The organism is Streptomyces silvae (assembly GCF_016745505.1).
GTDB lineage: Bacteria > Actinomycetota > Actinomycetes > Streptomycetales > Streptomycetaceae > Streptomyces > Streptomyces silvae.
In genome coordinates, this window is record NZ_JAERUC010000203.1 from 54,905 (window position 1) to 74,956 (window position 20,052).

The window sequence follows — 20,052 nt, forward strand, 5'->3', positions numbered from 1 at the left end:
CGGACCCCCGGTCAGACGGACGGCCCCGGCTCCACAGCCGGGGCCGTCCTGCGTCCGGCCTCCAGCTCCTGGAGGATGCGGGTCAGGTCGGCGGGGGCGGCCGCGAGGCGCACGGGCTCGCCCGCGTCGTCGAGTTCGGCGATGTGCCAGCTCCTGGCGACGGTGTCGCCGTCGCTGCCCCGGACGCGTCGTACGCCCGTCACACTCAGCCGCTCCACCGGGATCGGGCGCGCCGCGAACCGGCCCGGGCCCGGGTGGGGTGTCACCGCGGGCGGGCCGTCCCCCAGGACGATGTGGGTGCCGAAGCCGTTCGGGTTGTAGTCGGTGTGCTCCAGGAACCGGGCGGCGAGGAACACGTCCCCCTTCTCCCGTCGCTCGCGCGCAGGGACGCCCGTGCCCGCCGCGGGAGTCCCGGGCGTACGGATACGGGTGGCGCGCCAGGCCCAGGCGAACATCCCGAGCGTGGCCACCGCCCCCGCCGCCGCCCACACGAGGGCCGTGGGAGAGCCGGCCGGGCCCATGGGATGGACGTAGCAGAACGGCAGCAGCCACACGGCCGTACCGGCGAGCGCGCCCGCGAACGGCAGGGCGGAGGGCAGGACCTCGTCGTCCGGCAGCCGGCGCCCGCGCCGGTGCAGCAGGAGCCGGGCGCCGGGGTAGCCCGCGCCGAGCGCGCACAGGGCGGCGATGACGGCCGCCTCGCCGGCGCCGGTGAAGTGCTCGCGCCACACGTGGTGTTCGGCGGTGACCATCCTCACCCGGTGCCGCCAGACGGTGAGTTCGACCTCGTCACCGGCGTGGAACCCCCGGGCCCCCTCCCGCGAGACCCCGAGCCGCTCCAGCGGCCGGCCGTCGGCGAAGTACAGCCAGCTGCTCTGCTTGCCCCGGCTGACCTCCGCCCGGGCGATGACCGCGTGCTGCGTGCTCAGGCACTCCGCGCGCTCCGCGGGGGGAGTCCCGGTGGTGCACGGGACGGCCGACGTCCACGCCTCCTTCTCCGCCCCGACGATCGGCACGAGCCACGCGGCCAGGCCCGCGCCCGCGAGCAGCAGCACGCACAGGAGCGCCGGCACGGCCGTACCGCGCCCGGCGGCGCGGTTCGAGATGACGGGCACGTGGCCGGACTCGGGGGACCCGTACCTGCGGTGCATCGCGCGGAGCGCGTCCAGCTCCGCGTCGAACGCCGGGCGGTCCCCGGAGGACGCGCTCAGCGGGAGCGGCAGCCGCCGTGTGCGCCCGTCGCGCAGCAGCACACTGACGCGGTGGACCTGCTGGTTCCGCCCGTACTGGATGTACGTACGGAGATCCGCGATGCCGGACCACGGGATGTGCCGGCGGCGCAGCAGGGTGCGGGTGTGCAGGCCGTGGGCGTCCGCGCTCACCCGGGTGGTGGCGGCGTACAGGCAGATGATGCCCAGGAGCGCGAACAGCAGGCCCACGGCCACCCATACGTCCAGGAGACCGCCCGCGTACACCGCGCGCACCCCGGCCAGGCCGGCCCCGGCCGCCCCGAGGGCGACGGAGCACCACTGGGCGCGCTTCCGCAGCGGATGGGCGCTGACTTCCCGGGCATCGGTCATACCCGGGATCCTGTCACCGGCCGGGGCGCCCCGGCTTGTGCGGTGTACGGCAGCTTCGGGCCCCGCCACATTGCCGGGCCGTCACCGCTCGGAGCCCGTGGCTCAACGACCGTCCACCGCCCGGCGGCTCGTCCTCCACAGCGCCTTCTGGATCAGCAGGGTCAGCGTCCCGGCCAGGACGATGCCGCCCAGGTTGGCCAGGAGCTGTTCCGAGGAACCCCAGGTCTGCTGGAAGTCCTGGTAGCTGAAGGCGACCGCGGCGTTGGCGGCCGCGGGCACCGTGGTCACCGAGATCGCCACGCCGATCAGCGCACCGGACTTCGCGGACGTCAGGGAGAGCGTCCCCGCGACGCCGGCGAGCAGCGCCACCACGAACGACATCCAGTCCGGGTGCCAGATGAAGCCCGTGTTGGGCCGGTCCGCGGTGACCATGCCGGCGTCGAACAGCCCGCACGCGTCCATCAGCCAGGCGAAGCCGGCCGTCAGGATCATCGCCGCGGCGAAGCCGCCGATCAGCGCCCACAGCGACCGTGCCACCAGCCGGGGCGCGCGCTGCACCAGCGCCGTCGAGATCCCGGCCAGCGGGCCGAACTCCGGTCCCACCGCCATCGCGCCCACGATCAGGATCGTGTTGTCGAGCATCACCCCGCACGCGGCGAGCATCGTCGCGACGGCGAGGAAGGCCACATAGGTGGCGCTGAACGTCGACTCCTCGTGGGTCACCTCGCTCAGCTCTTCCCAGAGCACCGCGTCCGCGCTCTCGCCCGGGGCCGCCCGCTCGGCCTCGTCGGCCCGCTTGGAGAGGGTGAGGTCCATGTTCTCGACGGTGATGGAACCGCAGTCGTCGATGCCCATCTCCCGCAGGGCGCCGATGAGTTCGTCTCCCGCCTCACGCGCCACATCGCACATGACCACATCGCCCACCGGGCTCCGGGCGGCGCCCGCGAGCACCACGACATGGGCGGTGCCGACGGTCCGTCCGATCAGCTCGACCACCTCGTCGCTGAGATCGGCGGGCACGATGAGGCGCAGATGCAGCACGGGTGCACCCTTTCCGGGTCAGAGCTTGCGCAGTGACAGACGCTGGACCTTGTGGTCCGGCCCCTTGCGCAGCACCAGAGTGGCACGGCCGCGCGTCGGCGCCACGTTCTCCAGCAGGTTCGGCTTGTTGATGGTCCGCCACATGGTGCGCGCGTAGTCCAGCGCCTCCGCCTCGGAGACCTGCGTGTACTTGCGGAAGTACGAGAACGGGTTCTGGAACGCCGTCTCCCGCAGCCTGCGGAAGCGGTGGAGGTACCAGTTCTCGATGTCCTCGGCCTTCGCGTCGACGTACACGCTGAAGTCGAAGTAGTCCGCGAGCCCGACCCTGGTCCGGCCGTCCTTGCCGGGGAGCGCGGGCTGGAGCACGTTCAGCCCCTCGACGATCAGGATGTCGGGGCGGCGTACGGTCAGCCGCTCACCCGGCACGATGTCGTAGATCAGGTGCGAGTAGACGGGGGCCGTCACCTCGTCCTTGCCGGCCTTGATGTCGGCGACGAACCGGGTCAGCGCCCTGCGGTCGTACGACTCGGGGAACCCCTTGCGCGACATCAGGCCGCGCGCCTCCAGCTCCTTCATCGGCAGCAGGAACCCGTCGGTCGTCACCAGCTCCACCCGGGGGTGCTCCGGCCACCGCGCCAGCAGCGCCTGGAGGATGCGGGCGGTGGTGGACTTGCCGACGGCGACGCTCCCGGCGACCCCTATGACGAACGGGGTGCCGCGCTGCGCACCGTGCCCGTTGCCCGCGTCCCCCAGAAAGGTGTTCAGGGCGCCGCGCAGGCCCGAGGTGGCCTGGACGTAGAGGTTGAGCAGCCGGGAGAGCGGCAGATAGACGTCCCGGACCTCGTCGAGGTCGATGACGTCGCCGAGCCCTCTCAGCTTCTCGACCTCCTCGGCGCTCAGCGGCAGCGGCGTCTTGTCACGCAGGGCGCTCCACTCGGCCCGGGTCAGGTCGACGTAGGGCGTCGGGGCGTGCTCGGTGCGGCGGGGGCTCCGTGCGGCTGAGGTGATCACCTGTTCATTGTTGCGGGAGTTTTAACGGAGTGGGGGGTGGGGTCGGTCACGTGGGGGAGCGGTTCCGCGGTGCCGGAGCGCCGGGCACCCGGGGCGCCCCCACGTGGCCCGCCCCTGCTGTCGCCCGCCCCCGCCCGGCCGTATGGTGCCGATATGTGCGGAATCGTGGGTTACGTCGGGGCGCAGTCGGCGCAGGATGTCGTGGTCGCGGGACTGAAGCGGCTGGAGTACCGGGGGTACGACTCCGCGGGGGTCGCCGTCCTCGCGGACGGAGGGCTCGCCGCGGCGCGGAAGGCGGGGAAGCTCCTCAATCTGGAGAAGGAGCTCAAGGACCGGCCGCTGCCGGGCGGGAACACCGGGATCGGGCACACCCGTTGGGCCACGCACGGCGGGCCCACCGACGCCAACGCCCACCCGCACCTCGACAACGCGGGCCGCGTCGCCGTCGTACACAACGGGATCATCGAGAACTTCGCCGGTCTGCGCGAGGAACTGGCCGGGCGTGGCCATGACCTGACCTCCGAGACCGACACCGAGGTCGTCGCGCACCTGCTCGCCGAGGCGTACTCGTCCAGCGGTGATCCGGCGGAGGCCATGCGGCAGGTGTGCCGGCAGCTGGAGGGCGCGTTCACCTTGGTCGCCGTGCACGCGGACGAGCCCGACGTGGTGGTCGGGGCCCGGCGGAACTCGCCGCTCGTGGTGGGGGTCGGTGAGGGGGAGATGTTCCTCGCCTCCGACGTGGCCGCCTTCATCGCGCACACGCGGGACGCCATCGAGCTGGGCCAGGACCAGGTGGTCGAGCTGCGCCGCGACGGGGTGACGGTCACCGGCTTCGACGGCCGGCCCGCCGACGTACGCGAGTACCACGTGGACTGGGACGCCTCGGCCGCCGAGAAGGGCGGTTACGCCTCCTTCATGCTCAAGGAGATCGCCGACCAGCCCAAGGCCGTCGCCGACACCCTGCTCGGCCGGATCGACGGCTCGGGCGCGCTCCACCTCGACGAGGTCCGCATCCCGCCGAGTGTGCTCCGCGAGGTCGACAAGGTCGTCGTCGTCGCCTGCGGGACCGCCTTCCACGCCGGGATGATCGCCAAGTACGCCATCGAGCACTGGACCCGGCTGCCCTGCGAGACGGAGCTGGCCAGCGAGTTCCGCTACCGCGACCCGATCCTGGACCAGCGCACCCTCGTCGTCGCCATCTCGCAGTCGGGCGAGACGATGGACACGCTGATGGCGGTACGCCACGCCCGTGAGCAGGGCGCGAAGGTCCTCGCCATCTGCAACACCAACGGGTCGACCATCCCCAGGGAGTCGGACGCCGTCCTCTACACGCACGCCGGGCCGGAGGTCGCCGTCGCCTCCACCAAGGCGTTCCTGACGCAGCTCGTCGCCTGCTACCTCGTCGCGCTGTACCTCGGCCAGGTGCGCGGCACCAAGTGGGGCGACGAGATCCGCACCGTCGTACGCCAGCTCTCCGAGATGTCCGGCGCGGTCGAACGCGTGCTGGGCACCATGGAGCCCGTGCGCGAACTGGCCCGCTCGCTGGCCTCCCACGACACCGTGCTCTTCGTGGGCCGCCACGTCGGCTACCCGGTGGCCATGGAAGGCGCCCTGAAGCTCAAGGAGCTGGCGTACATGCACGCCGAGGGCTTCGCCGCGGGAGAGCTCAAGCACGGGCCGATCGCCCTGATCGACGAGGGCCTGCCGGTCGTCGTCATCGCGCCGTCCCCGCGCGGCCGTTCGGTGCTGCACGACAAGATCGTCTCGAACATCCAGGAGATCAGGGCCCGTGGCGCCCGTACGGTCGTCATCGCGGAGGAGGGCGACGAGGAGGTCGTCCCGTACGCGGACCACCTCATCCGGATCCCGGCTACGCCTACGCTGCTTCAGCCGCTGGTCGCCACGGTGCCGTTGCAGGTCTTCGCCTGCGAGCTGGCGACCGCCCGGGGCAACGAGGTGGACCAGCCGCGCAACCTGGCGAAGTCCGTGACAGTCGAGTGAGTGAGTGAGCGCGTGATCATTGGGGTCGGGATCGATGTGGCGGAGATCGAACGCTTCGGCGCCGCGCTGGGGCGTACACCCCAGCTGGCCGAGCGCCTCTTCCTGGAGCGGGAGTTGCTGCTGCCGGGCGGGGAACGGCGGGGGATCGCCTCGCTGGCGGCCAGATTCGCCGCGAAGGAGGCCCTGGCCAAGGCGCTCGGCGCGCCCGCGGGGCTGCTCTGGACCGACGCCGAGGTGTGCGTCGAGGACAGCGGGAGGCCGCGCCTGGAGGTCACCGGCACCGTCGCGGCCCGGGCCGCCGAGCTCGGCGTACGCAGCTGGCACGTCTCGCTCAGCCACGACGCGGGGGTGGCGTCGGCCGTGGTGATCGCGGAGGGTTGAGGTATGCGACATGCCTACAGCGTCGAGACCGTACGGAACGCCGAGAAGGCGCTCATGGCACGCCTCCCGGAGGGCGCGCTCATGCAGCGCGCCGCCGCCGGGCTCGCGGTCGCCTGCGGTGACCTGCTCCGGCGCAACGGCCGGGTCTACGGGTCCCGGGTGCTGCTCCTCGTCGGCAGCGGCGACAACGGCGGCGACACGCTGTACGCGGGGGCCCGGCTGGCCCGGCGCGGTGCCGGCGTACGGGCCCTGCTGACCACGCCGGACAAGGTGCACCGGCCCGCGCTGGCCGCCCTGCTGGCGTCGGGCGGGCAGGTCCTGGACACCCCCGACGGGCTGGGCCCCGTGGACCTCGTCGTCGACGGCATCACGGGCATCGGCGGGCGCGGCGGTCTGCGCCCCGAGGCGGCGGAGCTGGTCCGCGCGGTCACCGCCGGTCACGCGCCCGTGCTGGCGGTCGACCTGCCGAGCGGGGTCGAGGCGGACACCGGCCAGGTGCTCGGCGCCGCCGTACGGGCGGACGCGACCGTCACCTTCGGCACGTACAAGCCGGGCCTGCTCATCGACCCTGCCGCCGAACGGGCGGGCGCGCTCCGGCTCGTCGACATCGGGCTCGCGGCGGAGCTGCCTCCACGTCCGGACCTGGAGGCCCTCCAGTACGCCGATGTGGCCGCCCTGCTGCCCGAGCCCGACGCCGAGAGCGACAAGTACCGGCGCGGGGTCGTCGGGGTCGCCGCGGGCTCGGAGCGGTACCCGGGCGCGGCCGTGCTCGCCGTCGCGGGGGCGCTGCGCGGCGGCGCCGGAGCCGTGCGGTACGCGGGCCCCGGGGCCGACGCGGTGATCGCCCGCTTCCCGGAGACCCTGGTGCACCCCGGCCCGCCGTCGAAGGCCGGACGCGTCCAGGCATGGGTGGTCGGCCCCGGGCTCGGCGACGGCACGCAGGCGGCCGGAGCGGTCTCCGACGTGCTGGCCGCGGACGTCCCCGTGCTGGTCGACGCGGACGGGCTGCGGCTGATGGACATGGCGGCCGTACGCGCCCGGACCTCCGCCACCGTCCTCACCCCGCACGCCGGCGAGGCCGCGGCGCTGCTCGGCGTGGAGCGCGAGGAGGTCGAGGCGGGACGGCTCGCCGCCGTACGGGAACTGGCCGAGCGCTACCGGGCCACCGTGCTGCTGAAGGGCTCGACGACCCTCGTCGCGGAGCGCGGGGACGCGCCCGTCCGGGTCAACCCGACCGGGACGCCCTGGCTGGCCACGGCGGGCAGCGGCGACGTGCTCTCCGGGCTGACCGGCTCGCTGCTGGCCGCCGGCCTCGCACCGCGCGACGCCGCGTCGGTGGGCGCCTATCTGCACGGGCTCGCGGCGCGCCGGACCTCCGACGGGGCGCCGGTCACCGCGCAGGACGTCGCGGACTCCGTACCGGCCGCCTGGCGCGACGTGCGGGCCTGATCCAGGCTGGGAAGCACGGGAACGGAAGGTGGTCGGTCGTGGGCAGCGGCAGCGACATCCGCGTACGCAGGGTCTACGACCCGCCGGAGGAGGACGACGGCACCCGTGTGCTCGTCGACCGGCTCTGGCCCCGTGGGATCTCCAAGGAACACGCGGCGGTCGACCTGTGGGCCAAGGACGTGACGCCCTCGAACGAGCTCCGCGCCTGGTACCACGAGGACCGCTCCGGCGCCCGGCACGCGGAGTTCGCGGACCGCTACCGGACCGAGCTCGGCGACCCCGTGCACACCGAGGCCGTCGAACAGCTGCTGGCCCTGCTGCGCCGGGGCGGCGCCGTCACCCTCGTCACCGCCGTGAAGGACGTTCCGGCCAGTCACGTACCGGTCCTCGTCGGCCATCTGGAGCAGGCCCTCGACCACCGGTGACCGCCTCACCGGGCACAGAGGTCGGAGGCACAGGCGTACGGCTCTGAGACACTGGGCGCGATGAACGAGACAGCGACCCTGAGAGCCCGTGCCGAGATCGACCTCGCCGCACTGCGCGCCAACGTGCGCGAACTGCGCGCGCGGGCGTCCGGGGCGCAGCTCATGGCGGTGGTGAAGTCCGACGCGTACGGGCACGGGGCGCTGCCCTGCGCCAGGGCGGCGCAGGAGGCCGGTGCGGCCTGGCTGGGCACCGCCACCCCGCAGGAGGCGCTGGCGCTGCGCGAGGCAGGCGTCGGCGGCCGGATGATGTGCTGGCTGTGGACGCCCGGCGGGCCCTGGCGCGAGGCGATCGAGGCCGACATCGATGTCTCGGTGAGCGGGATGTGGGCGCTCGACGAGGTCGTCGCGGCCGCCACGGAGGCGGGGATTCCGGCCCGCGTCCAGCTCAAGGCCGACACGGGCCTCGGGCGCGGCGGCTGCCAGCCCGCCGACTGGCCGGAGCTCGTCTCCGCCGCCCGCGCCGCGGAGGAGGCGGGCCTCCTGCGCGTCACCGGCCTCTGGTCGCACTTCGCCTGCGCCGACGAGCCCGGCCACCCGTCGATCGCCGCCCAGCTGAACGTCTTCCGCGACATGGTCGCCTACGCGGAGAAGGAGGGCGTCCGCCCCGAGGTGCGGCACATCGCCAACTCCCCGGCGACGCTCACGGTGCCCGAGTCCCACTTCGACCTCGTCCGCACCGGCATCGCGATGTACGGCATCTCGCCCAGCCCCGAGCTGGGCACCCCGGCCGACTTCGGGCTGCGGCCCGTGATGACGCTCGCCGCCTCCGTCGCACTGGTCAAGCGGGTGCCCCCGGGCCACGGGATCAGCTACGGCCACCACTACACGACCTCCGCCGAGACGACGCTCGCCCTGGTGCCGGTCGGCTACGCGGACGGCATCCCGCGCCATGCCTCCGGCCGGGGACCCGTCCTCGTCGGAGGCGCCGTCCGCACGATCGCGGGCCGGGTGGCCATGGACCAGTTCGTGGTCGACCTCGGGGGCGACACCCTGGAGGCGGGCGCCGAGGCGGTGCTGTTCGGCCCGGGCGACCGGGGCGAACCCGGCGCGGAGGACTGGGCGCAGGCGGCGGACACGATCGCGTACGAGATCGTCACCCGCATCGGCGTGCGCGTCCCCCGCGTCCATCTCCACGAGGACTCCGGCCGGGACTGACCCCCGGCTCGCCCCCGATCATGGATCATGGTCCGGCGGTTCCTGCGGACAACGACGACGAAGGAGCACGGCACGGTGAGCGAGACCAGCGCGGAGGACGTGATGGCGACGGCGGCCGTCGCGGCGGCCGGCTGGCGCCGGGCGGGCATCGCCGGGGCGGCGATAGGCGTCATCGCCGCGGGCGCGGCCGCGGGTGTCGCCGTCGAGCGGCTCACCGTGGGCCGGGGCATGCGCAAGAAGGCCCGCCTCGCCCTGGACGCCTCGGGACCCTACGGCTCGCTGCGCGGGCAGCCCGGCCGGGCGGTCGCCGACGACGGCACCGAGCTGTACTACGAGGTCGACGAGATCGAGCCGGACGGCGGGACGAGCCGTGCCGCCACGCGTGCCCAGGCGGGCTCAGGACCGCGCCGGCGCAGACTCTTCGGCAGCAAGGACCCCGCGCCCCTGACCGTCGTCTTCAGCCACGGCTACTGCCTCGGCCAGGACTCCTGGCACTTCCAGCGCGCCGCACTGCGCGGCCTGGTCCGCACCGTGCACTGGGACCAGCGCAGCCACGGCCGCTCCGAGCGGGGCCGGGCACAGGCCGAGGGCGTACCGGTCGGCATCGACCAGCTCGGCCGCGACCTCAAGGCGGTCATCGACGCGGCGGCCCCGGAGGGCCCGCTGGTGCTGGTCGGGCACTCCATGGGCGGCATGACGATGATGGCCCTCGCCGACCACTACCCGGAGCTGATCCGCGACCGGGTGGCCGCCGTCGCCTTCGTGGGTACGTCGAGCGGGAAGCTCGGTGAGGTGAACTTCGGGCTGCCGGTGGCGGGCGTGAACGCGGTGCGCCGGGTGCTGCCCGGGGTGCTGAAGGCGCTCGGCTCGCAGGCGGAGCTGGTGGAGCGCGGTCGGCGGGCCACCGCCGACCTGTTCGCGGGGCTGATCAAGCGGTACTCGTTCGGGTCGCGGGACGTGGACCCGGCGGTCGCGCGCTTCGCGGAGCGGCTCATCGAGTCCACCCCGATCGATGTGGTCGCCGAGTTCTACCCGGCCTTCACCGAGCACGACAAGAGCGGGGCCCTGCCCGCCTTCCGTGACCTCCCGGTGCTGATCCTGGCCGGGGACAAGGACCTGGTGACACCCAGTTCGCACAGCGAGGCCATCGCGGACGAGCTCCCGGACGCGGAGCTGGTCATCGTCCCGGACGCCGGTCATCTGGTGATGCTGGAGCACCCCGAGACGGTGACCGACCGGCTCGCGGACCTGCTGGTGCGGATCGGAGCCGTTCCGGCCCAGGGGCGCTGATCCTCTACCGTTGGTCGGCATGGAAGCAGCGCACAACGGCCCGGCGGGCGAATCCGCCGCACCGGGCACCGTCACCCTGGACGTCGCCGTCGAGTCCCCCGAAGAGATGAAGGAACTGGGCCGCCGGATCGCCGGTGTGCTGGCCCCCGGCGACCTGGTGATGCTCACCGGCGAGCTCGGCGCCGGCAAGACCACCCTGACCCGCGGCCTCGGCGAGGGCCTCGGGGTGCGCGGCGCGGTCACCTCGCCGACCTTCGTGATCGCCCGGGTCCACCCCCCGCTGGGCGAGGGCCCGGCCCTGGTCCACGTCGACGCGTACCGCCTGGGCGGCGGACTCGACGAGATGGAGGACCTGGACCTCGACGTCTCGCTGCCGGAGTCGGTGATCGTCGTGGAGTGGGGCGACGGCAAGGTCGAGGAGCTCTCGGAGCACCGGCTGCGGGTGGTGATCGACCGCGCGGTCGGCGACACGGACGACGAACGCCGCACGGTGACCCTGATGGGCATCGGCGCCCGCTGGGCGGGACTGGGCGCGGAGCTGGCGGGGGCCTGAGCACGGGCCGGGCCGCCCGGACGCGAGGAGCGGGGTCCGTACCCCTGCGCGCGGATGTTTTCCGACAGGTCGTCGGTAAAATGTTGCGCGGGGGAGGCCCGTCGTGGTCACATGGGGGACAGGGGCTGGTTAGGTCTACCTAACCACGCCTCTCGCCGAAGCCCGAGGAGGCATCCATGCCGGCACCCGAGCGTGAAGTGCAGCCGCAGTCGTCGCAGGCGGGGACGCCGTCGGTGTCCGCGGTGTCCATGAAGGACCTGCTGGCCTCCTGTGCCGCCGCGACCGCGGTCTCGACGCCGCCCCGCGACGATCAGGCCGCCGAGGACGACGCCGACGACACCGAGGACGCGGGTCCCGCCGCCGCCTGAGCGAGCCGGGCCGAGGGGCTACGGGACGACGACGACCTTCACTCCGACGGTGGCGAAGGTCCACAGCGCGTTGCCGTCGGCCCGCTTCATCCGCACCCCGCCGGTCTTCATCGTGGGGTCCGGGGTCGGCATCGAGCCGTCCTGCGCGGCGCTGAAGCCCACGGAGACGTCGCCGACGTTCGCGAAGCGCACCACGTGCTCGATCAGGACGCCGTCCGAGCCCTTGATGCTGCCGGAGCGCGAGGTCACCTGGTACACGCCGGGGAGCGGGCTCACGGAGCTCGGCACCACGGTGAACGTCCGCAGCGCCTTCTCCGTGTCGTCCACGATCCACACCCGGCGGTCCTTCAGCCCGTACACGACGCGGGTCCCCGTGTCGGAGTCCTCGGGAACCGCGAGCGGCTCCTTCGAGGGCTTCGGCTTCTGCGGGGGAGCGGCCGTCGCACCGGAGGTCTGCGCCGAGGGCGCGGCGACCGAGTCGGGCGCGTTGGCCGACGCCTGGTAGGCGAGGAAACAGACCGCGGCCAACGCCGCGGCGGTGAGCCCGGCCACGATTCCCGAGCTGCCCCTTGCCACCGTGAGGTCCCCTTTCACATGCCGTCCGTCGCATGTCGTACAAGCATTTACGTCGTACACGCGTATACCCGGCGACGGTACCAGCAGCGGAAGGGGGGACCGGGACGCTGCACGGGCTGCGGTGACCGGGTCGGCGGAGCCGTAGGCTGTTCGTGTGCTGCTGCTCGCCATGGATACCGCCACCCCCGCCGTCACCGTCGCCCTCCACGACGGGACCTCCGTCGTCGCCGAGACCGGACAGGTCGACGCCCGGCGGCACGGGGAGCTGCTGCTGCCCGCCGTCGACCGCGTCCTCGCCGAGGCCGGGGTGAAGCTCGACGCCGTGACCGACCTGGCCGTCGGGGTCGGCCCCGGCCCCTACACCGGGCTGCGCGTCGGCCTCGTCACCGCCGCGACCTTCGGCTCCGCCCTCTCCGTGCCGGTGCACGGGCTGTGCACGCTCGACGCCCTCGCGTACGCCGCCGGTCTCGACGGCCTCGAAGGCCCCTTCGCCGTCGCGACGGACGCGCGCCGCAAGGAGGTCTACTGGGCGCGGTACGAGGACTTCCGCACCCGGGACGGCGACCCCGCCGTCGACCGGCCCGCCGACATCGCCGACCGGCTCGCCGGACTGCCCGTCGCCGGTGCGGGAGCGCTGCTCTACCCCGAGGCCTTCCCGGACGCCCGCGGGCCGGAACACGTCTCGGCCGGCGCGCTCGCCGCCCTGGCCGCCGAACGGCTGGCCTCCGGCGCCGCGCTGCTGCCCCCGCAGCCGCTCTACCTGCGCAGGCCCGACGCCCAGGTCCCGAAGAACTACAAGGTGGTCACCCCCAAGTGACCACCGCGACCGCTGTGCTCCGCGAGATGCGCTGGTGGGACATCGAGCCGGTGCTGGAGCTGGAACACGAGCTGTTCCCCGACGACGCCTGGTCGGCCGGCATGTTCTGGTCCGAACTGGCCCGTGCGCGCGGCCCCCGGGCCACCCACCGCTATGTCGTCGCCGAGGACCCCGTCGACGGCCGGATCGTCGGCTACGCGGGGCTCGCCTCGGCCGGTGACCTCGCCGACGTCCAGACGATCGCGGTCAGCCGCGGCCAGTGGGGCGGCGGCCTCGGATCGGAACTCCTGACCGACCTGCTCCGGCACGCGACCGCCTTCGAGTGCACCGCCGTGCTCCTGGAGGTCCGTGTCGACAACACCCGCGCGCAGAAGCTCTACGAACGCTTCGGCTTCGAACCCATCGGCTTCCGCCGTGGCTACTACCAGCCGGGGAACATCGACGCACTCGTCATGCGCCTGACCGTACAAGGAACAGAGACAGACTGATGGCTGACGAACCGCTCGTACTCGGTATCGAGACCTCCTGCGACGAGACCGGCGTCGGCATCGTGCGGGGCACGACGCTCCTCGCCGACGCCGTCGCCTCCAGCGTCGAGACGCACGCCCGCTTCGGCGGGGTCGTCCCGGAGATCGCCTCGCGCGCCCACCTGGAGGCGATGGTCCCCACCATCGAGCGCGCCCTGAAGGACGCCGGGATCAGCGCCCGCGACCTCGACGGCATCGCCGTCACGGCCGGCCCCGGGCTCGCCGGGGCGCTGCTCGTCGGTGTGTCGGCCGCCAAGGCGTACGCGTACGCCCTGAACAAGCCGCTGTACGGGGTGAACCACCTGGCCTCGCACATCTGCGTCGACCAGCTGGAGCACGGCCCGCTGCCCGAGCCGACGATGGCGCTGCTGGTGAGCGGAGGGCACTCCTCGCTGCTGCTCGCCCCGGACATCACCAGCGACGTACGGCCGCTCGGCGCGACCATCGACGACGCTGCGGGCGAGGCCTTCGACAAGATCGCCCGGGTGCTTGACCTCGGCTTCCCCGGCGGCCCGGTCATCGACCGGCTGGCACGGGAGGGCGACCCCAAGGCGATCGCCTTCCCCCGCGGACTGACCGGCTCCCGCGACCCGGCGTACGACTTCTCGTTCTCCGGCCTCAAGACGTCCGTCGCCCGCTGGATCGAGGCGAAGCGCGCGGCCGGTGAGGACATTCCCGTACGGGACGTGGCGGCGTCCTTCCAGGAGGCCGTCGTGGACGTCCTCACCCGCAAGGCCGTCCGGGCCTGCAAGGACGAGGGTGTCGACCACCTGATGATCGGCGGCGGTGTCGCGGCCAACTCGCGGCTCCGCGCACTCGCCGAGGAACGGTGCGAGAAGGCGGGCATCCGGCTGCGGGTCCCCAGGCCGGGGCTCTGCACGGACAACGGGGCCATGGTCGCCGCGCTGGGCGCCGAGATGGTGGCGCGCAACCGTCCCGTGTCCGACCTGGACCTCTCGGCGGACTCCTCGCTGCCGGTCACGGAACCCCATGTGCCGGGTACCCACGCGCACGGCCACGACCACGCGCACAGCCACGATCATGTGCACGAGATCAGCAAGGACAACCTGTACTCATGACCGTCGCCCTGATGTGGGAGGCCCGCGCCGCCGAGGGCCGGGGCGCGGAGCTGCTGGAGTGGGCCAGGGCCCGGGCGGCGGAGCTGGCCCGCGAGCCGCTGCGCAGCGAACTGCTGCGCGCCCCGCAGGACCGGGTGCTCGTGCTGACCTGGTGGGACGCCGCCTACGGGGACGAGCTGCCGGAGCTGCCCGAGCCCGAGGCCGGGCTGATCAGCCGCCCGGTGCACCGATGGCGCTTCGAGTCCCTCGGCCCGGCGGACGGCTGACGGGCGTACGGACCGCGCGCGTTCCGATGAGTTCCGGGCGCGGGAGCGGTCTACCTTGCACAGCGGACGACGACGTTCGCCCGGGTGAGGAGAGAGACCATGCAGAAGATCAGGCCCTGTCTGTGGTTCGACGACCAGGCCCTGGAAGCCGCCGAGTTCTACGTCTCGGTCTTCGGCGGGGACTCGCGCATCGTCGACATCGCCTACTGGAACGAGGGATCACCGAAGGCGGGCTCGGTGCTGACCGTCGACTTCGTGCTCGCCGGTCAGGAGTACCTCGGCCTCAACGGCGGACCGGAGTTCACCTTCAGCGAGGCCGTCTCGCTCAGCGTGGACTGCGCCGACCAGCAGGAGGTCGACACCCTGTGGGCCAAGCTCACCGAGGGCGGTGAGGAGAGCATGTGCGGGTGGCTGAAGGACAGGTACGGCCTGTCCTGGCAGATCGTCCCGCGTGCGCTGCCCGAGCTGCTCGGCGACCCCGACCGCGCCCGGGCCGACCGCGTCATGAAAGCGATGATGGGGATGCGGAAGCTGGACGTCCAGGCCCTGCGGGACGCCTGAGGCACGCCCGCGCGCACGCCGTGCGCGGGCCGGGGATCGGGCGCACCCTGGAAACAGGAGTCCCCGGGAGGTGACCGACATGATGGAGACCACGGTCGGCTGGCACATCGAGCTGGAATTCGAGGAGGACACCCACCGGACCCGCGCGGCCGCGATGGTGCGGCTGAGCGACGGGACCGAGGTGCGGGCCCACGGGTACGCCAGCCGCCACCCCGCCGACGCGGAGCAGCCGAGGGTGGGCGAGGAGATCGCCGGCGCCCGCGCGCTCAACGAGCTGGCCATGAAGCTGCTCACCAAGGCGCACGACGAGATCGACGAGGCGTCCGGCCGTACGTCGTACCCGCTGACCTGAGCACCGGCCCGACGGCTGAGGCCGTTCCACCGTCGGAGGGCGCGGCGCGCACTCGGTAACCTCTGGACCATGACCGGTCGTTCACCGCTTCCGCCGCCGCCCCCGCCCGCGGAGATACGCACCTGGCCCGACCGCGACGCCCTGCTGAGGGACCGGGCGGTGGTCCTCGGTGAGCTGGTGAGGATGTTCATCGGGCCCGGGCGTCTCGCCCTGCTCTGGACATGGGCGGGGGTCGCCGCGCTCGGCTGGTCCCTGGTGGGATCGGCGTTCCTGATGTTCGAGGACGCCTACGACTCCCTCGGTGTGGTCCCCGGGGTCATCTGCCTGGCCATCGGCGCCGCCGTCATGGTGCCCGCCGCCGTCCTCGTGGCCGTGGGCGTGGCCAGGGACCTGCGGATCCACCGCCTGCTCGTGGAGTGGGGCGGGCTGGACCGCGACCCGGAGGGCGACATGGCCCTGCGCCGGCCGCGGGCGAGCCTGCTGTGGCTGCTGATGTCGTTCGCGCTCTGCGCGACCGGCCTCTTCGCCTGCCTGGCCGTCCCGGCGAACGCCAGGGCGGGCGTGGAGACGTACGGTCTGGTGGCCTGGCTGATGGGGCTCGGGTTCCTCGCCTGGCTGACCGGGCTGACCGGTCTCGTCAAGGCGTTCGCCCACCGCCGCTGGGTGCTGCGGGTGCTGGCCGGGGTGGAGCCGGACCCGCTGATCAGGGTCGGCGGCTGATCAGCTCCGCCTCACCGGCTGCCCGATCAGCATCGTCGGGGCCCCGGCCACCCGGGTCAGGAAGACGGTGGCCGCATGCGGGCCCTGGAGCTTCATCTTCCGGCGCAGCTCCTCCGGTTCGACCGCCGAGCCGCGCTTCTTGACGGTCAGCACGCCCACCTGACGCTCCCTCAGCAACGCCTTCAGCTTCTTCATGTTGAAGGGCAGCTGATCGGTGATCTCGTACGCGGCCGTGGCGTCGGACTCGTACGGCGTGTCGCTCGTGACGTACGCGATCGTCTCGTCGATCAGCCTGCCCTCGCACCGCTCCACGATGTCGGCCACCAGGTGGGCGCGGATCACGGCGCCGTCCGGCTCGTACAGATACCGGCCGACGGGGCCGACCGGCGGGGCGGGGAGCGGGCCCTCGGAGGCGAGGGTCGTGCGGGACGGGAGCAGCGTGGCGCGGAAGGTGCCGGGGGCGAAGCCCTCGCCGAACCAGAGCACGGCCTCCTTCACATCGCCGCCGTCCGAGATCCACTCGGCCTCGGCCGCCGGCTCGATGGCCTCGTGCGGGACCCCGGGGGCGATCTTCAGCGCGGCGCGGGGGGCCTTGAGGGCGGCCCCGGTCGCCCAGGAGAGCGGCGGTGAGTAGGCCTCGGGGTCGAAGATCCTGCCCCGCCCGCCGCGCCTGGCCGGGTCGACGAAGACCGCGTCGTACGGGGACGTGTCGACCTCCGTGACATCGGCGCACCGCACCTCGACGAGGTCCTGGAGGCCGAGCGCCTCGGCGTTGGCGCGGGCGACCTCGGCGGTGAGCGGGTCGCGGTCCACGGCGAGGACCGAGATCCCGGCGCGGGCCAGCGCGACGGCGTCGCCGCCGATGCCGCAGCAGAGGTCGGCGACGCTCCGCACGCCCTGCTCCGCGAACCGCTCGGCCCGGTAGCGGGCGACCGAGGTCCGGGTGGCCTGCTCCACGCCGTCGGGGGTGAAGAACATGCGGTACGCGTCCGCCGCCCCGAACTTCGCCACCGCGCGCTGACGCAGCCGCGCCTGGCCGAGCGCCGCCGACACCAGGGCCGCGGGGTGGGTGCGGCGCAGCCGGGTCGCGGTCGCCAGCTCCCGGGCGGGGTCGTGGTCACGCAGTTCGTCCAGGAGCGCCGCGCCCTCGGAGGTGCGCAGGGCGGCGAAGGCGGCGAGCGGGTCGGCCGGGTCGGCCTGATCGGCAGGGGGGAGGGCGTTCACCTGTCCATTGTGAGCCAGCCGGGGGACCCGGCGGGCCGCCCGGAGGTGTCGCCGGAGAGAGCTGCCGACCCGATGGCAGGATGCGGCGCCATGCAGCTAGTACGACAAAACGAAAAATCCGCCACGAAGCGCCACAGACCGTTCTGTCTGGTCCTGGCCGCCCTGCTGATCGGCGCCGCCGCCTCCGGGTGCGCCGGCGGTGCGGACGAGGGGGCCGGCCGGGGGCGTGAGCAGGTTGCCGGGCAGCCGGGAGCGGAGGCCCCGCAGGCGGGCCCCGCCGCGGCCGAGGCGAAGGCGAAGGCCAAGGCCGAGCAGCTGAAGCACCAGCTGGCCGCCCGCGTCGCCGTCGCGAAGAAGTGGGGCCTGGCGAAGGTCCCGCTGGCAGCCCCCGCGCCACCCGCGAAGAAGCCGCACATCACCACCCGCGAGGGCTTCGAGGTGGAGGGCGGGGAGAAGCTGCCGCCGGTCTTCACCACCGTGCCCACCAAGGAGCGCGTCGTCTTCCTGACGATGGACGACGGCGCCGAGAAGGACCCCGAACTGCTGCGGATGATGTCGGAGCTGAACATCCCGTACAGCGCCTTCCTCAGCGACTACGAGGTCAGCGACGACTACGGCTACTTCAAGGACATGCAGGCCCGCGGCGTCACGCTCAACAACCACACGCTCAACCACCGCTACCTCCCCGGGCTCTCCGAGGAGGACCAGCGCCGGGAGATCTGCGGCTCGCAGGACAAGATCGAGAAGTTCCTGGGGAAGCGGCCCACCCTCTTCCGCCCGCCCTACGGCAACTACAACGGCGCCACTCTGCGCATCGCCAAGTCCTGCGGCATCAAGGCCGTACCCCTGTGGGCCGCCGAGGCGTTCCCCGACCACATGGAGTGGCGCGAGTGGGACCAGGACCTGCACCCCGGCGACATCATCCTCACCCACTTCCGGGGCCGTGAGGACTGGGACGGCTCCATGGCCGACATGATCCGCAACGTCATGAAGACGGTCACCGCCAAGGGGTACGCCGTGGCCAGGCTGGAGGACTACGTCTGACGGGTTGTCGCCCACGGAACCCCTGGGAGATTTCCCGCGTTGTCCGGGCGTGCGCCGGTCCGCCGCCCGGGCCGCGCGCCGTCCCGCGACGCCACGCGAGGGTGGTGAATTGGCACTCCGCTTGACCGAGTGCTAATCGCGGTCATAGTCTCAGTGCTGGCACTCCCCGATGGAGAGTGCCAGCACAACCGCGCGACAGGACAGGTCCGGCACCCGCGACGACGGATCGACCTGGTAGCCACCCCACAGACTGTTAAACCCCGTGAGATCTCCGAAGGGGGAGACCGGATCGTGTCGACCACCAGCTCCAAGGTTGCGATCAAGCCGCTCGAGGACCGCATTGTGGTCCAGCCGCTCGACGCCGAGCAGACCACGGCTTCCGGCCTGGTCATTCCGGACACCGCCAAGGAGAAGCCCCAGGAGGGCGTCGTCCTGGCCGTGGGCCCGGGCCGCTTCGAGAACGGCGAGCGCCTTCCGCTCGACGTCAAGACCGGCGATGTCGTTCTGTACAGCAAGTACGGCGGCACCGAGGTGAAGTACAACGGCGAGGAGTACCTCGTCCTCTCGGCGCGCGACGTCCTCGCGATCGTCGAGAAGTAGTTCACCCACGTTTGCTTCTGTTCTGCGCCCCTGGCCCCCTGCGAAATAACTAGCCGGGTGGCGAGGGGCGCAGTTCGTTTGAGAGGGAAGATCAGCCCATGGCGAAGATCCTGAAGTTCGACGAGGACGCCCGTCGCGCCCTTGAGCGCGGCGTCAACAAGCTTGCCGACACGGTGAAGGTGACGATCGGTCCGAAGGGCCGCAACGTCGTCATCGACAAGAAGTTCGGCGCTCCCACCATCACCAACGACGGTGTCACCATCGCGCGCGAGGTCGAGCTCGACGACCCGTACGAGAACCTCGGTGCCCAGCTGGTGAAGGAGGTGGCGACCAAGACCAACGACGTGGCGGGTGACGGCACCACCACCGCCACCGTGCTCGCCCAGGCCCTCGTCCGCGAAGGTCTGCGCAACGTCGCCGCGGGCGCGTCCCCGGCCGCCCTGAAGAAGGGCATCGACGCCGCCGTCAAGGCCGTGTCCGAGGACCTCCTCGCGACCGCCCGCCCGATCGACGACAAGGCCGACATCGCCGCCGTGGCCGCGCTCTCCGCGCAGGACCCGCAGGTCGGCGAGCTCATCGCGGACGCGATGGACAAGGTCGGCAAGGACGGTGTCATCACCGTCGAGGAGTCCAACACCTTCGGTCTGGACCTCGAGTTCACCGAGGGCATGGCCTTCGACAAGGGCTACCTGTCCCCGTACATGGTGACCGACCAGGAGCGTATGGAGGCCGTCCTCGACGACCCGTACATCCTGATCCACCAGGGCAAGATCGGCTCCATCCAGGAGCTGCTCCCGCTCCTGGAGAAGGTCATCCAGGCCGGCAGCTCCAAGCCGCTGCTGATCATCGCCGAGGACGTCGAGGGCGAGGCGCTCTCCACCCTCGTCGTCAACAAGATCCGTGGCACCTTCAACGCCGTCGCGGTGAAGGCCCCGGGCTTCGGTGACCGCCGCAAGGCCATGCTCGGCGACA

Annotated in this window: 23 protein-coding genes; 18 read left to right on the forward strand and 5 right to left on the reverse strand. The window is 72.7% G+C overall.

Going from position 1 to position 20,052, the window contains the following annotated elements; translation table 11 throughout:
- Positions 1 to 11 precede the first annotated feature (11 nt).
- From JKV81_RS34240 to coaA, 3 genes are all read right to left on the reverse strand, one after another.
- Positions 12 to 1,580, reverse strand: a complete 1,569-nt coding sequence (locus JKV81_RS34240) for a PH domain-containing protein (RefSeq protein ID WP_202079481.1) — start codon at positions 1,578 to 1,580, stop codon at positions 12 to 14.
- A 102-nt stretch (positions 1,581 to 1,682) separates the two neighbouring features.
- Entirely contained in the window at positions 1,683 to 2,621 is a 939-nt protein-coding gene (locus JKV81_RS34245; RefSeq protein WP_129265074.1) for a DUF389 domain-containing protein, read from the reverse strand.
- A gap of 18 nt (positions 2,622 to 2,639) precedes the next feature.
- Positions 2,640 to 3,632, reverse strand: a complete 993-nt coding sequence (gene coaA / locus JKV81_RS34250) for a type I pantothenate kinase (RefSeq protein WP_124274247.1) — start codon at positions 3,630 to 3,632, stop codon at positions 2,640 to 2,642.
- 153 nt (positions 3,633 to 3,785) lie between these two features.
- On the opposite strand from coaA, the gene glmS reads away from it, so the two are divergent.
- The 8 genes from glmS to JKV81_RS34290 all read left to right on the forward strand — a co-directional run bounded on the left by glmS (position 3,786) and on the right by JKV81_RS34290 (position 11,314).
- Positions 3,786 to 5,633 carry a glutamine--fructose-6-phosphate transaminase (isomerizing) gene (gene glmS / locus JKV81_RS34255; RefSeq protein WP_124274248.1) on the forward strand — a complete coding sequence of 616 codons (1,848 nt, stop codon included), beginning with the start codon at positions 3,786 to 3,788 and terminating at the stop codon, positions 5,631 to 5,633.
- A gap of 12 nt (positions 5,634 to 5,645) precedes the next feature.
- The gene (locus JKV81_RS34260; RefSeq protein WP_129265079.1) at positions 5,646 to 6,014 is read left to right on the forward strand and encodes a holo-ACP synthase; all 369 of its coding nucleotides are present in this window, start codon (positions 5,646 to 5,648) and stop codon (positions 6,012 to 6,014) included.
- Between the two features lie 3 nt (positions 6,015 to 6,017).
- Positions 6,018 to 7,463 (forward strand): NAD(P)H-hydrate dehydratase, encoded by a 1,446-nt coding sequence (locus tag JKV81_RS34265; protein ID WP_129265080.1) that lies wholly within the window; start codon positions 6,018 to 6,020, stop codon positions 7,461 to 7,463.
- Between the two features lie 38 nt (positions 7,464 to 7,501).
- Entirely contained in the window at positions 7,502 to 7,888 is a 387-nt protein-coding gene (locus tag JKV81_RS34270) for a DUF488 domain-containing protein (protein ID WP_202079482.1), read from the forward strand.
- A 60-nt stretch (positions 7,889 to 7,948) separates the two neighbouring features.
- Positions 7,949 to 9,103, forward strand: a complete 1,155-nt coding sequence (gene alr, locus JKV81_RS34275) for an alanine racemase (protein ID WP_202079484.1) — start codon at positions 7,949 to 7,951, stop codon at positions 9,101 to 9,103.
- Positions 9,104 to 9,178: 75 nt separating this feature from the next.
- The gene (locus tag JKV81_RS34280; RefSeq protein WP_129265083.1) at positions 9,179 to 10,393 is read left to right on the forward strand and encodes an alpha/beta fold hydrolase; all 1,215 of its coding nucleotides are present in this window, start codon (positions 9,179 to 9,181) and stop codon (positions 10,391 to 10,393) included.
- 19 nt (positions 10,394 to 10,412) lie between these two features.
- Positions 10,413 to 10,946: a tRNA (adenosine(37)-N6)-threonylcarbamoyltransferase complex ATPase subunit type 1 TsaE gene (tsaE, locus tag JKV81_RS34285; RefSeq protein WP_129265084.1), complete on the forward strand. Its 534-nt coding sequence runs from the start codon at positions 10,413 to 10,415 to the stop codon at positions 10,944 to 10,946.
- A gap of 176 nt (positions 10,947 to 11,122) precedes the next feature.
- Complete coding sequence (locus JKV81_RS34290) at positions 11,123 to 11,314, forward strand: hypothetical protein (RefSeq protein ID WP_202079486.1); 192 nt, start codon at positions 11,123 to 11,125, stop codon at positions 11,312 to 11,314.
- Positions 11,315 to 11,332: 18 nt separating this feature from the next.
- On the opposite strand, the gene JKV81_RS34295 is transcribed toward JKV81_RS34290, so the two are convergent.
- Positions 11,333 to 11,890, reverse strand: coding sequence for a hypothetical protein (locus tag JKV81_RS34295; protein WP_129265085.1), 558 nt, complete (start codon positions 11,888 to 11,890; stop codon positions 11,333 to 11,335).
- A 169-nt stretch (positions 11,891 to 12,059) separates the two neighbouring features.
- Here JKV81_RS34295 and tsaB point away from each other — a divergent pair, with 169 nt between their 5' ends.
- From tsaB to JKV81_RS34330, 7 genes are all read left to right on the forward strand, one after another.
- Positions 12,060 to 12,707: a tRNA (adenosine(37)-N6)-threonylcarbamoyltransferase complex dimerization subunit type 1 TsaB gene (tsaB, locus tag JKV81_RS34300; protein WP_129267097.1), complete on the forward strand. Its 648-nt coding sequence runs from the start codon at positions 12,060 to 12,062 to the stop codon at positions 12,705 to 12,707.
- The gene (gene rimI / locus JKV81_RS34305; RefSeq protein WP_099173822.1) at positions 12,704 to 13,195 is read left to right on the forward strand and encodes a ribosomal protein S18-alanine N-acetyltransferase; all 492 of its coding nucleotides are present in this window, start codon (positions 12,704 to 12,706) and stop codon (positions 13,193 to 13,195) included. The genes tsaB and rimI overlap by 4 nt, the downstream gene beginning before the upstream one ends.
- A complete protein-coding gene (gene tsaD, locus JKV81_RS34310) occupies positions 13,195 to 14,313 on the forward strand; it encodes a tRNA (adenosine(37)-N6)-threonylcarbamoyltransferase complex transferase subunit TsaD (RefSeq protein WP_129265086.1) in 1,119 nt (372 codons plus the stop codon). Before rimI ends, tsaD begins: the two co-directional genes overlap by 1 nt.
- Entirely contained in the window at positions 14,310 to 14,579 is a 270-nt protein-coding gene (locus JKV81_RS34315) for a hypothetical protein (RefSeq protein WP_124274261.1), read from the forward strand. The genes tsaD and JKV81_RS34315 overlap by 4 nt, the downstream gene beginning before the upstream one ends.
- 99 nt (positions 14,580 to 14,678) lie before the next feature.
- Complete coding sequence (locus JKV81_RS34320) at positions 14,679 to 15,140, forward strand: VOC family protein (protein ID WP_129265087.1); 462 nt, start codon at positions 14,679 to 14,681, stop codon at positions 15,138 to 15,140.
- 79 nt (positions 15,141 to 15,219) lie between these two features.
- Positions 15,220 to 15,492, forward strand: coding sequence for a DUF1876 domain-containing protein (locus JKV81_RS34325; protein WP_099174244.1), 273 nt, complete (start codon positions 15,220 to 15,222; stop codon positions 15,490 to 15,492).
- A gap of 69 nt (positions 15,493 to 15,561) precedes the next feature.
- Positions 15,562 to 16,212 (forward strand): hypothetical protein, encoded by a 651-nt coding sequence (locus tag JKV81_RS34330; protein ID WP_202079488.1) that lies wholly within the window; start codon positions 15,562 to 15,564, stop codon positions 16,210 to 16,212.
- Here the strand turns inward: JKV81_RS34330 and JKV81_RS34335 are convergent, their stop codons facing one another.
- Positions 16,213 to 17,436, reverse strand: a complete 1,224-nt coding sequence (locus tag JKV81_RS34335) for a class I SAM-dependent methyltransferase (RefSeq protein ID WP_202079490.1) — start codon at positions 17,434 to 17,436, stop codon at positions 16,213 to 16,215. It lies immediately after the preceding gene.
- A 90-nt stretch (positions 17,437 to 17,526) separates the two neighbouring features.
- Between JKV81_RS34335 and JKV81_RS34340 the strand changes: the two genes are divergently transcribed.
- The 3 genes from JKV81_RS34340 to groEL all read left to right on the forward strand — a co-directional run.
- The gene (locus tag JKV81_RS34340) at positions 17,527 to 18,480 is read left to right on the forward strand and encodes a polysaccharide deacetylase family protein (protein WP_202079492.1); all 954 of its coding nucleotides are present in this window, start codon (positions 17,527 to 17,529) and stop codon (positions 18,478 to 18,480) included.
- 291 nt (positions 18,481 to 18,771) lie between these two features.
- Complete coding sequence (gene groES / locus JKV81_RS34345; RefSeq protein ID WP_003966899.1) at positions 18,772 to 19,080, forward strand: co-chaperone GroES; 309 nt, start codon at positions 18,772 to 18,774, stop codon at positions 19,078 to 19,080.
- 98 nt (positions 19,081 to 19,178) lie between these two features.
- Positions 19,179 to 20,052, forward strand: an 874-nt coding sequence (gene groEL, locus JKV81_RS34350) for a chaperonin GroEL (protein ID WP_202079494.1), incomplete at its 3' end; no start/stop codon positions are given.

Bases quoted from the DNA above. Each gene is read 5' to 3' on its own strand.
- JKV81_RS34240 (WP_202079481.1), bottom strand. From the start codon at position 1,580: ATGACCGATGCCCGGGAAGTCAGCGCCCATCCGCTGCGGAAGCGCGCC.
- glmS (WP_124274248.1), top strand. From the start codon at position 3,786: ATGTGCGGAATCGTGGGTTACGTCGGGGCGCAGTCGGCGCAGGATGTC.
- JKV81_RS34265 (WP_129265080.1), top strand. From the start codon at position 6,018: ATGCGACATGCCTACAGCGTCGAGACCGTACGGAACGCCGAGAAGGCG.
- alr (WP_202079484.1), top strand. From the start codon at position 7,949: ATGAACGAGACAGCGACCCTGAGAGCCCGTGCCGAGATCGACCTCGCC.
- tsaE (WP_129265084.1), top strand. From the start codon at position 10,413: ATGGAAGCAGCGCACAACGGCCCGGCGGGCGAATCCGCCGCACCGGGC.
- JKV81_RS34290 (WP_202079486.1), top strand. From the start codon at position 11,123: ATGCCGGCACCCGAGCGTGAAGTGCAGCCGCAGTCGTCGCAGGCGGGG.
- tsaB (WP_129267097.1), top strand. From the start codon at position 12,060: ATGGATACCGCCACCCCCGCCGTCACCGTCGCCCTCCACGACGGGACC.
- tsaD (WP_129265086.1), top strand. From the start codon at position 13,195: ATGGCTGACGAACCGCTCGTACTCGGTATCGAGACCTCCTGCGACGAG.
- JKV81_RS34315 (WP_124274261.1), top strand. From the start codon at position 14,310: ATGACCGTCGCCCTGATGTGGGAGGCCCGCGCCGCCGAGGGCCGGGGC.
- JKV81_RS34320 (WP_129265087.1), top strand. From the start codon at position 14,679: ATGCAGAAGATCAGGCCCTGTCTGTGGTTCGACGACCAGGCCCTGGAA.
- JKV81_RS34325 (WP_099174244.1), top strand. From the start codon at position 15,220: ATGATGGAGACCACGGTCGGCTGGCACATCGAGCTGGAATTCGAGGAG.
- JKV81_RS34330 (WP_202079488.1), top strand. From the start codon at position 15,562: ATGACCGGTCGTTCACCGCTTCCGCCGCCGCCCCCGCCCGCGGAGATA.
- JKV81_RS34340 (WP_202079492.1), top strand. From the start codon at position 17,527: ATGCAGCTAGTACGACAAAACGAAAAATCCGCCACGAAGCGCCACAGA.